We start from the raw sequence: 9841 nt of genomic DNA, 5'->3' as shown, positions 1-9841 counted from the left end.
TAGGTAGCCGCCGTTTTTTTCAGTAGAAGCCCCCGTGCCGATGGTACGGGGGCTTCGTTTGTTTTGGCATGGGGGATGGCCGGGGCTCGCGGCCCTTGCAATTATGCCGGACTGAATCGGATTGTGAATTTCGGGGAAGTCAGGGCGAAAGCCTCTTTCAGGCTCCTTTTCTGACTTTTTCCGGATTGCATGTTGAAGGAGGTGTGTCGAGGACTATGAAAAGCTTACATAATCACACTTTCCAGCCGCAGATGGTGTAGAAGTAGTTTCGACACACCTTCTTCAAATTTAGTGAAGATTGAGCGCATTGCGGTTTGCCAATAAATCGGCAACGATAAAACTGCTGCCTCCTACGAAGATAAAATCGTCTGGAAGGCTTTTTTCTTGTGCGTCTCGTACGGCTGAGGGAACGTCTGGATAGCACTCTCCTTTCAGCCCTACAGAAGCGGCAAGCGCTTTTAATTCGCTTTCAGACAATGCGCGTTTTACGCTTGCTTTGGTGAAATAGTAGGTGGCATCTTTGGGTAATAGTGCCAGTACTCCTCGGATATCTTTGTCATTCACCATACCGATGATTATGTGGAGGTGGCGGTAAGTTTGTTGTTTCAGTTGTTCTGCGATATAGGTGATACCCCCTACGTTGTGGCCGGTGTCGCAAATCAGGGTAGGGGAGTCTTGGAGTTTTTGCCAGCGTCCCATGAGCCCTGTCAGTTCGGTGACATGGGCGAATCCATTGCGTACGGCTTGTTCATTCAGGCAATATCCTGCCTTTTTCAGAAGCGGGAGTACGGTGAGGATGGTTCGTTTGTTGTTCTTTTGGTAGAGTCCTTTCAGCTCAAATTCTATGTCGGGATAATCATCGCAGTTGTTCTCTTCGGCAAAATAGATGGGGGCGTTTACTTCTTGCGCTTTTTGGGAGAAGATGGGTTTGGTTTCGGGGGTAGTTTCGCCGATGACAACCGGAATTCCGCTTTTGATGATTCCTGCTTTCTCTCCGGCAATCTGGGCCAATGTATTTCCCAAAAACATGGTGTGGTCAAAGCTGATGTTGGTAATGATACAGGCATCCGGCCGAATGATGTTGGTACAGTCCAGCCGTCCGCCCAGCCCCACTTCGATGACGGCAACATCTATTTGCTGATCGGCGAAATATCGGAAAGCCATGGCTGTGGTCAGTTCAAAAAAGGAGGGATGCAAGGGCTCGAAAAAGGCACGTTCTTTTTCTACAAAGTGTATGACGTATTCTTCGGGTATGGGATGTCCGTTTACCCGGATACGTTCGCGGAAATCAATCAGGTGGGGAGAGGTGTAGAGACCTACGCGATATCCTGCTTGCTGCAAAATAGCTGCGAGGGTATGAGAGCAGGAACCTTTTCCATTGGTACCTGCTACATGAAGGCTTCGGAACGTCCGGTGCGGGTTTCCGAAATGCTCATCCAATATCAACGTGTTTTCCAGCCCTTCCTTGTAGGCTTTGCCGCCCACTTGCTGGAACATGGGGGTGCTGTTATATAAGTAATTTAAAGTGTTCTGATAATCCATTTTTGTATTTTTTTAACCGCGGAATAATCTTTTTCTCTCTATTAATTGTTTATCTTTAAAAGCGACAAAGATAGCGCAATTTGCATACAGAAAACGAGCTTGCCTGATTTTTTTGTAGGGATGCCGCCTATCTTTGCTTTTTGAGGTCAAAGATACTAACATTTAAAATCTAACGAGTATGGGAGCAAAGAAGAATTTTGTGATTGATACGAACGTTATCCTTCACGATTACAATTGTCTGAAGAATTTTCAGGAGAATGACATTTATCTTCCTATCGTAGTTCTTGAAGAATTGGATAAATTCAAGAAGGGCAATGAACAGATTAATTTCAACGCCCGTGAGTTCGTTCGTGAGCTTGATTTGATTACCGATGACGATCTATTTACCAAAGGTGCGCCATTGGGTGAAGGGTTGGGACGTCTGTTTGTTGTGGCGGGGACTGTGAATTCTCCTCGGGTGCATGACTCTTTTCCCGAACGTATTCCCGACCATAAGATATTATCTGTGACAGCCTGGCTTACCGAGAAATATCCGAAAATGAAGTCTGTTCTTGTGACGAAAGATGTGAACTTGCGCATGAAAGCCCGTTCTATCGGTCTGTTGTGTGAAGACTATATCACCGATAAAGTGATGAATGCGGATATATTCGAAAAGTCGAACGAGATTTTCGAGGGCATTGACCCTGCTTTGATCGACCGCATTTATTCATCGAAAGAGGGGGTGGATATCAGTGAATTTGACTTTAAGGATATCATTCATCCTAACGAATGTTTTGTGCTGAAGAGCGACCGTAGCAGTGTGCTTGCTCGTTACAATCCTTTTGCTCATTCGGTGTGCCGGGTACATAAGACGAAGAATTATGGCATCGAACCGCGGAATGCCGAGCAGAGCTTTGCTTTTGAGGTGTTGAACGATCCCAATATCAAGTTGGTTGCTCTGACCGGTAAGGCTGGAACTGGAAAAACTTTGCTGGCATTGGCTGCCGCTTTGGGAAAGCTGCTTGATTATAAGCAGATTCTTTTAGCCCGTCCCATTGTTGCGTTATCCAATAAAGACATTGGTTTTCTTCCGGGCGATGCCAATGAAAAGGTGGCTCCCTATATGCAACCCCTATTCGATAATCTGAATGTTATCAAACATCAGTTCGCCTCCAATTCCAGCGAGGTGAAAAGGTTGGAGGATATGCAGAAAAGCGAGCAGCTGGTGATTGAAGCGCTTGCTTTTATTCGCGGGCGCAGTTTGAGCGAGACTTATTGCATCATTGATGAAGCCCAGAACTTGACTCCGCATGAAATCAAGACCATCATTACCCGTGCGGGTGAAGGGACCAAAATGATATTTACCGGTGATATTCAGCAGATAGACCAACCTTATCTGGACAGTCAATCCAACGGACTTGTCTATATGATAGACCGCATGCGTGACCAGAATCTGTTTGCTCATGTCAATTTGGTGAAAGGAGAACGTAGTCAACTGAGTGAATTGGCAAGCAATCTGATGTAATAAAAGTTGTCATTTTTTGAGTGTAAGATTGCCTTAATCCCGCTTTTAGGTTGTTGAAAAACAGAAAGCGGGATTTTTTTGCGGTTGATAATTTTTTCTGATGCTATTTTTTATCTTTTTCTTGTTGGCTTTAGACAAAATACCGTATCTTTGCAATGTTTAAAACAAAAGAACTAAAACAAATGAAACGCTTATTCTTTCATCAATATTTGTCCATCAAAGTGATGCCGATGTGGACTATTTTATTTATAGACGTGCTTATTATAATTATATCCAGTCTGTTGGCTTATGTGCTTAGGTATGATTTTAATAGCATTTTCTCAGAGGTGTCCACTATCGACAAGACAATTTTGTGGACAGTAGCTGTCAATCTCATTTTTTTCCGTGTCTTTCGTACCTACTCCAATGTCTTGCGTTTTTCTTCCTTTGTGGATATCATGCGCATATTTGTATCGTTGTCGGTATCGTATGGAGTGCTGATATTGATAAGTTTCATAATGTCAACCTCCACAAATTTCACTTTGCCTTCAATCAGTGTGTTGTCCATGTCATATATCATAAGTTTTGCTATGATGGCATGTTCTCGTGTAATCGTCAAAACTCTTTATGAAGTGTTGAACTTTGATGGGGCGCACAGTGCTAATGTGTTTATTTATGGTGCCAAAGAAGCCGGAGTTAACATTGCTAAGTCTTTGCGTGTCAACTTCCGCAATCATTATCGTCTTCGCGGTTTCATAGCGGATGAGCCGGAATTGATTAATAAGGTGATGATGGGAGTCAAGGTGTATCCGAATGATGCTACTTTGATTGATAATTTGAACGATCGTAATGTGCAAATTGTCATTATTTCCCCGGCTAAGATGGAGCAGCTGAAGAAGTCTGACATGGTCGATCTTCTTTTGGAGCATAACATCAGATTGATGACTGCCCCTCCTTTGAGTGAGTGGAACAGCCAGATGCTGAACAATACGCAATTGAAAGAGATTCAGATTGAAGATCTTCTTCAGCGTGATCCGATTGTGATAGATATCCACAAAGTTGCTTCTCATTTGGAGGGGAAACGTGTGATGATTACAGGTGCTGCCGGCTCCATTGGTAGCGAGATTATGCGTCAGGTGGCCTCGTTCAATCCCTATAAATTGATTCTGATAGATCAGGCTGAAACACCTTTGCATGATATCCGTTTGGAACTTCAGGAGCGTTGGCGTGACATTGATGCGGAGACTATCATAGCCGATATTTCCAATGCTACGCGTATGGAGGCTGTTTTCAAGAAGTTCAGGCCTCAGTATATATTTCATGCCGCCGCTTATAAGCATGTGCCTATGATGGAGGACAATGTGTCCGAATCTATTCAAGTGAATGTATATGGTACGCGTACGGTTGCAGACCTTGCCGTGAAATATGGTGCTGAGAAATTTGTAATGATTTCCACGGATAAGGCTGTCAATCCGACGAATGTGATGGGTTGTTCTAAACGTATCTGTGAGATTTATGTGCAGTCTCTTGCCAAGAAGCTACAGAAGGAGGGAGGGCATGCGACTCAGTTCATTACTACACGTTTCGGAAATGTTTTAGGTTCCAACGGCTCCGTTATTCCTCGTTTCCGCGATCAGATTCAGCGTGGTGGTCCGGTGACAGTTACGCATCCTGAAATAATTCGCTATTTCATGACTATTCCTGAGGCTTGCCGTTTGGTTCTTGAAGCCGGAAGTATGGGAAATGGCGGTGAGATTTATATTTTTGATATGGGAAGACCGGTGAAGATTCTTGACCTCGCCAAGCGTATGATCAGTCTTTCCGGCAGTACGGGGATAAAAATAGAGTTCACCGGTCTTCGTCATGGTGAAAAATTGTATGAGGAGTTGTTGAATGTAAAAGAACTTACGAAGCCTACTTATCACGAGAAGATTATGATTGCCACTGTGCGTGAATATGATTACGATGAAGTGAAGGAACGTATCCAAAAGCTGATAGATCTAAGTTATACTTACGATCAGATGAAGATTGTCGCTTCCATGAAAGACATTGTTCCTGAGTTTATAAGCAAGAACTCTTGTTTTGAAGTATTGGACAAGAAAGAGGATTGATAGCAGAATCTGAGAAATCATAAAAAAGCCAACTAATCATGACAGATTAGTTGGCTTTTTGCATTCTTCGAAACGAAGGAAATAGAACCGGATTATTAATCTTTTCTCAGTGCTTCGAAAATGAGTCCTTCCAATTCTTCCGCCAGTTCCGGATTGTCGGCGATGACCTGTTTGGCGGCATCACGGCCTTGGGCCAGTTTCGTGTCGTTGTAGCTGAACCATGAACCGCTTTTCTTGATGATGCCTAAGTCTGCTCCCAAATCGATGATTTCGCCGGCACGCGAGATGCCTTCGCCAAACATGATATCGAATTCCGCTCTGCGGAAGGGAGGTGCCACCTTGTTCTTCACTACCTTGACTTTGGTCTGTTTTCCTATTACCTCGTCTCCGTTTTTGATGGCTTGGCTGCCACGGATGTCAAGGCGTACGGAAGCATAAAACTTCAGTGCGTTACCACCGGTGGTTGTTTCGGGATTGCCGAACATGACACCGATTTTCTCGCGCAACTGGTTGATGAAGATGCAGGTAGTGCGCGTCTTGCTTACTGAAGAGGTCAACTTGCGCAATGCTTGCGACATCAGGCGTGCCTGCAAACCCACTTTGTTGTCGCCCATGTCACCTTCTATTTCAGCTTTCGGGGTCAGAGCGGCTACAGAGTCCACCACGATGATGTCGATGGCAGAAGAACGGATGAGCTGTTCGGCAATCTCCAATGCTTGCTCGCCGTTGTCCGGTTGCGAAATCAAGAGGTTGTCCACATCTACGCCTAATTTGGCGGCATAGAAGCGATCGAAGGCATGTTCGGCATCAATGAATGCGGCTATGCCGCCCATCTTTTGTGCCTCGGCGATGGCGTGGATTGCCAGTGTCGTCTTACCGGAGGATTCGGGACCGTAGATTTCGATGATACGTCCACGCGGATAGCCGCCTACACCCAATGCCACGTTCAGCCCGATGGATCCGGTGGGGATTACTTCTACTTGCTCGATGTTTTCGTCGCCCATTTTCATGATAGAACCTTTGCCAAAGCTCTTTTCTATCTTGTCCATGGCTGCTTGCAAGGCTTTCAACTTCTCGCTCGGTGCCACGTTGTTTTCGTTTTCAAAATTCAGTTCGTCTTTTTTTGCCATTATTCTAATGATTAGTGATTAGTCGTTTATTTAACTATAAGGGGGAGTAAGATAAGCGTTCAATTTTCTTTGAGGCATGATTGTCTTTCCCCATATTAAGCCCTTTTTTCTTTAAAAAAGTTATAAGATTTGCGCGGCATGATCTTTGGTTTTCACCTCTTTGGGCGAGATGATGCGTTCAATCACTCCTTCTTCGTTGATGATGAAAGTAGTGCGGAACGTTCCCATATACTTACGCCCGTACATACTTTTCTCACCCCATACACCGAATTGTTCTACCAGTTTTTTCTCCGTGTCTGCAATCAGGGTGAAAGGCAGGTTGTTCTTTTCGATAAACTTTTGGTGCGATTTCTCGCTGTCCACACTGACACCGATTACTTCGTATCCGGCCTGACGCAGTTTGGAATAGTTGTCGCGCAGGTTGCAGGCTTGTGCCGTACAACCGGAAGTTGAATCTTTGGGATAGAAATAAAGAACCACTTTTTTCCCCTTATAATTACTCAGGCGGATTTTCTCGCCTTTTTCGTTGCTGCCCAATATTTCGGGCACTTTGTCTCCGATTTGCATAACAATCAATTTAATGAAGAATGAAGAATCAGGCCACCCAATCAAGAATATACCGTAAACCTGTTGGCGGAATTAAATCCGCAAGGAAATGAGTTCTGCGATTCCCCCTATACTTCCCGGTTTGACAGACACTTGCGTCTGTTGTCTCAAACACTTGTGTCTGTCGGCTTGAACACAAGTGTCTGTCACGTTGAACACAAGTGTCTGTTGGCCTACTTTTTAATATGTGATAATCAGTGTGTTAAGAGGCTTCGGGAAGCAGGCCTGCGAATTAATTCCGCCAACGGGTACCGTAAGTAATTCTTCATTCTTCGTTCTTTATTTTTTTAGACTTCCAGGTCTCCATCCATTATTTCATGCCAAGGTAGTCCTTGCTTGTTCAGTTGTTCCATGAACGGGTCGGGGTCGAACTCTTCTACATTCCATACACCTGGTCTCTTCCACAGACCTTTGAGGAACATCATGGCACCAATCATGGCGGGAACGCCGGTGGTGTAGCTTACGCCCTGCATGCCGGTTTCCTTGTAGGCTTCCTGGTGGCTGCAATTGTTGTAAACGTAGTATGTGCGTTCTTTTCCATCTTTCAGTCCACGGATGCGGCAACCGATGGAGGTTTCTCCTTCGTAGTTTTCGCCCAAATCTTGCGGATTGGGGAGCACGGCTTTGAGGAATTGTAGGGGGACAATCTTCATGCCGTTGTAGTCCACTTCGTCAATGCGTGCCATGCCGATGTTTTGGATGACGCGCAAGTGGGTGAGGTATTCTTGTCCGAATGTCATCCAGAAGCGTGCTCGCTTGATGGTGGGGAAGTTTTTCACCAGCGATTCCAGCTCTTCGTGATAGAGGAGGTAAGAGTCGCGCGGGCCGATGTTGGGGTAGGTCAGGTCTTTGTGGATTTCCAGCGGCCGGGTGGTAATCCATTGTCCGTTTTCGTAATAACGTCCGTTCTGAGTGATTTCGCGGATGTTGATTTCGGGATTGAAGTTGGTGGCGAATGCCTTGTGATGGTTTCCGGCATTGCAGTCCACAATGTCCAGATAGTGCATCTCATCAAAGTGATGTTTGGCCGCGTATGCGGTATAGACACCACTTACGCCCGGGTCAAATCCGCAGCCAAGGATGGCGGTCAGTCCGGCATCTTCAAAACGTTTTTTGTAGGCCCATTGCCAGCTATATTCAAAGTGGGCTACATCTTTCGGCTCATAGTTGGCTGTATCCAGATAGTTTACGCCGGTTTTCAGGCAGGCTTCCATGATGGTAAGGTCCTGATAGGGGAGGGCTACGTTGATGACGATTTCGGGTTTGAAACTTTGGAAGAGTGCTACCAGTTCGTCCACGTTGTCCGCATCCACCTGAGCGGTTTGGATGTTGGGGTTGCCGATCGCTTTTACAACAGCGTCACATTTGGATTTTGTGCGGCTGGCAATCATGATTTCTGTAAATACGTCAGGATTCTGAGCTACTTTGTGCGCTACGACGGTACCTACACCGCCTGCACCGATAATAAGAACTTTACCCATTTCTTTTTTTGTTATAAATATGAATGACAGATATTGTTTTTTGATTATTCATCAAATTATATAATATGTATAAGTTTTGATATGGGAGCAAATATAAGGGTTAATTCTTAGATAAACGTTAAAATCATGCTAAATACTTTGCCGAAAAGAGGATAATTTGCAGTAAAATTAAAACAAAATGTTTGCTTCCTCGTTATTTTACATATATTTGTCCCTTGAAAAATTAACTTAAACAGCGAATAATGATGAAAAAAATGTTTGTTTCTCTTTGTATGGCCGGCGCATTGACGGGTTTGTCATCGTGTGGCTCGACCAGAAATGCCGCAACTCTCTCTTCTATCAGCGGCGAGTGGAATATAATCGAAGTGAACGGTACAGCCGTAGTTCCCGCTCCGGAGCAAGAATTTCCTTTTATCGGTTTTGATACAAAGACGGGGAAGGTGTATGGCAATAGTGGATGCAACCGCATGGTGGGGACCTTCGATGTGAACGCCAAGCCAGGTACCATTGACCTTGGTGCGATGGGCAGTACGCGTATGATGTGTCCTGATATGACGGTGGAGCAGAATGTATTGTCGGCTTTGGCACAAGTGAAGAAGTATAAGGCACTGGATAAGGACAATATGGCTTTGTGTAGTTCTTCCAGTCGTCCTTTGCTGGTTTTGCAGAAGAAGGCTTCGGCTGTAAAATTGTCGGCGTTGAATGGCAAATGGGCGATTGCCGAAGTGTATGGTCAGGCTGTTCCCGAAGGAATGGAGAAGCAGCCGTTTTTGGAGTTCAATGTAGCGGAAAAGACATTGCACGGCAATGCGGGGTGTAATATTGTCAATGGCGGCATTGTGGTGGACGATCAGAATCCCCGGGCAGTCTCCTTTCCGCAACTTATCAGCACGATGATGATGTGTCCCGATATGACGGTGGAGGATAGAGTGCAGAAAGCACTGAATGCAGTTCGCTCTTTTGGCGTATTGGAAGATGGCGGCATCGGCTTGTATGATGCGGAAGATGCACTGGTATTGGTCTTGAAGAAATAACTTGAGTAGAACGATAGCGGAAAGCTGTATGCCGATAATGAGTTGGCATACAGCTTTTTTATTTGCCAGAATCGGAACAGGGATTTGATAGTTTGTAGTGATTTTCTTTAATATTTAAGTGCGTGTTGTAACTCGTTAATTATCAAATATGATATAGATATCTTTATTCTGTACTGAATGAGGTTCACTACCGTACTTATTCGGGGACCGTCGTTTTGTCAGTTTTTGAAAATCTATTGAAGGCCGCTACCCTGCTTTGTGTCCGGATTTTTGGGCCGTTTTTTCCAATGTAGGGTGCGACAGGATGATGGAAACGGTCGGCGGCGGGTTTGAGGAGGTTGGCATAAAATAGCGTTTTTTTGTCTCAATGATAACTTTTCTTCCTTTTTCTGACTAATATCCAATGGAATTTTGTACTTTTGGCGTGCATCAAAAGAAAAGAATTGTGCAACTA

The 9841-nt window shown here is 44.8% G+C and carries 8 protein-coding genes; 3 read left to right on the top strand and 5 right to left on the bottom strand.

Annotated elements, in window-relative coordinates; translation table 11 throughout:
- Positions 1-288 precede the first annotated feature (288 nt).
- Positions 289-1542 carry a folylpolyglutamate synthase/dihydrofolate synthase family protein gene (locus K2G43_RS07080; RefSeq protein WP_300153763.1) on the bottom strand — a complete coding sequence of 418 codons (1254 nt, stop codon included), beginning with the start codon at positions 1540-1542 and terminating at the stop codon, positions 289-291.
- Between the two features lie 178 nt (positions 1543-1720).
- Here K2G43_RS07080 and K2G43_RS07075 point away from each other — a divergent pair, with 178 nt between their 5' ends.
- Together K2G43_RS07075 and K2G43_RS07070 are read left to right on the top strand one after the other, a co-directional pair.
- The gene (locus tag K2G43_RS07075; RefSeq protein WP_297644078.1) at positions 1721-3046 is read left to right on the top strand and encodes a PhoH family protein; all 1326 of its coding nucleotides are present in this window, start codon (positions 1721-1723) and stop codon (positions 3044-3046) included.
- A 182-nt stretch (positions 3047-3228) separates the two neighbouring features.
- The gene (locus K2G43_RS07070) at positions 3229-5136 is read left to right on the top strand and encodes a nucleoside-diphosphate sugar epimerase/dehydratase (protein ID WP_297644077.1); all 1908 of its coding nucleotides are present in this window, start codon (positions 3229-3231) and stop codon (positions 5134-5136) included.
- 95 nt (positions 5137-5231) lie between these two features.
- Here K2G43_RS07070 and recA read toward each other — a convergent pair whose 3' ends face one another.
- The 3 genes from recA to K2G43_RS07055 form a co-directional block, all read right to left on the bottom strand.
- Positions 5232-6266, bottom strand: a complete 1035-nt coding sequence (gene recA / locus K2G43_RS07065; protein WP_297644076.1) for a recombinase RecA — start codon at positions 6264-6266, stop codon at positions 5232-5234.
- A 120-nt stretch (positions 6267-6386) separates the two neighbouring features.
- The gene (gene bcp, locus K2G43_RS07060; RefSeq protein WP_297644075.1) at positions 6387-6833 is read right to left on the bottom strand and encodes a thioredoxin-dependent thiol peroxidase; all 447 of its coding nucleotides are present in this window, start codon (positions 6831-6833) and stop codon (positions 6387-6389) included.
- 326 nt (positions 6834-7159) lie between these two features.
- Positions 7160-8353 (bottom strand): saccharopine dehydrogenase family protein, encoded by a 1194-nt coding sequence (locus tag K2G43_RS07055; RefSeq protein WP_297644074.1) that lies wholly within the window; start codon positions 8351-8353, stop codon positions 7160-7162.
- Positions 8354-8598: 245 nt separating this feature from the next.
- Here K2G43_RS07055 and K2G43_RS07050 point away from each other — a divergent pair, with 245 nt between their 5' ends.
- Positions 8599-9387 carry an META domain-containing protein gene (locus K2G43_RS07050; protein WP_297644080.1) on the top strand — a complete coding sequence of 263 codons (789 nt, stop codon included), beginning with the start codon at positions 8599-8601 and terminating at the stop codon, positions 9385-9387.
- Between the two features lie 233 nt (positions 9388-9620).
- On the opposite strand, the gene K2G43_RS07045 is transcribed toward K2G43_RS07050, so the two are convergent.
- A partial coding sequence (locus tag K2G43_RS07045) for a hypothetical protein (RefSeq protein WP_300153759.1) occupies positions 9621-9841 on the bottom strand: 221 nt, incomplete at its 5' end.

Origin of the sequence: Bacteroides sp., assembly GCF_029057325.1 — a bacterium.
Taxonomy (GTDB): Bacteria; Bacteroidota; Bacteroidia; order Bacteroidales; family Bacteroidaceae; genus Bacteroides.
This window is presented reverse-complemented; position numbering and strand designations above follow the sequence as displayed.

Excerpts from the sequence above, each read along its gene's own strand:
- K2G43_RS07080 (WP_300153763.1), bottom strand. The coding sequence starts at position 1,542 with ATGGATTATCAGAACACTTTAAATTACTTATATAACAGCACCCCCATG.
- K2G43_RS07075 (WP_297644078.1), top strand. The coding sequence starts at position 1,721 with ATGGGAGCAAAGAAGAATTTTGTGATTGATACGAACGTTATCCTTCAC.
- K2G43_RS07070 (WP_297644077.1), top strand. The coding sequence starts at position 3,229 with ATGAAACGCTTATTCTTTCATCAATATTTGTCCATCAAAGTGATGCCG.
- recA (WP_297644076.1), bottom strand. The coding sequence starts at position 6,266 with ATGGCAAAAAAAGACGAACTGAATTTTGAAAACGAAAACAACGTGGCA.
- bcp (WP_297644075.1), bottom strand. The coding sequence starts at position 6,833 with ATGCAAATCGGAGACAAAGTGCCCGAAATATTGGGCAGCAACGAAAAA.
- K2G43_RS07055 (WP_297644074.1), bottom strand. The coding sequence starts at position 8,353 with ATGGGTAAAGTTCTTATTATCGGTGCAGGCGGTGTAGGTACCGTCGTA.
- K2G43_RS07050 (WP_297644080.1), top strand. The coding sequence starts at position 8,599 with ATGAAAAAAATGTTTGTTTCTCTTTGTATGGCCGGCGCATTGACGGGT.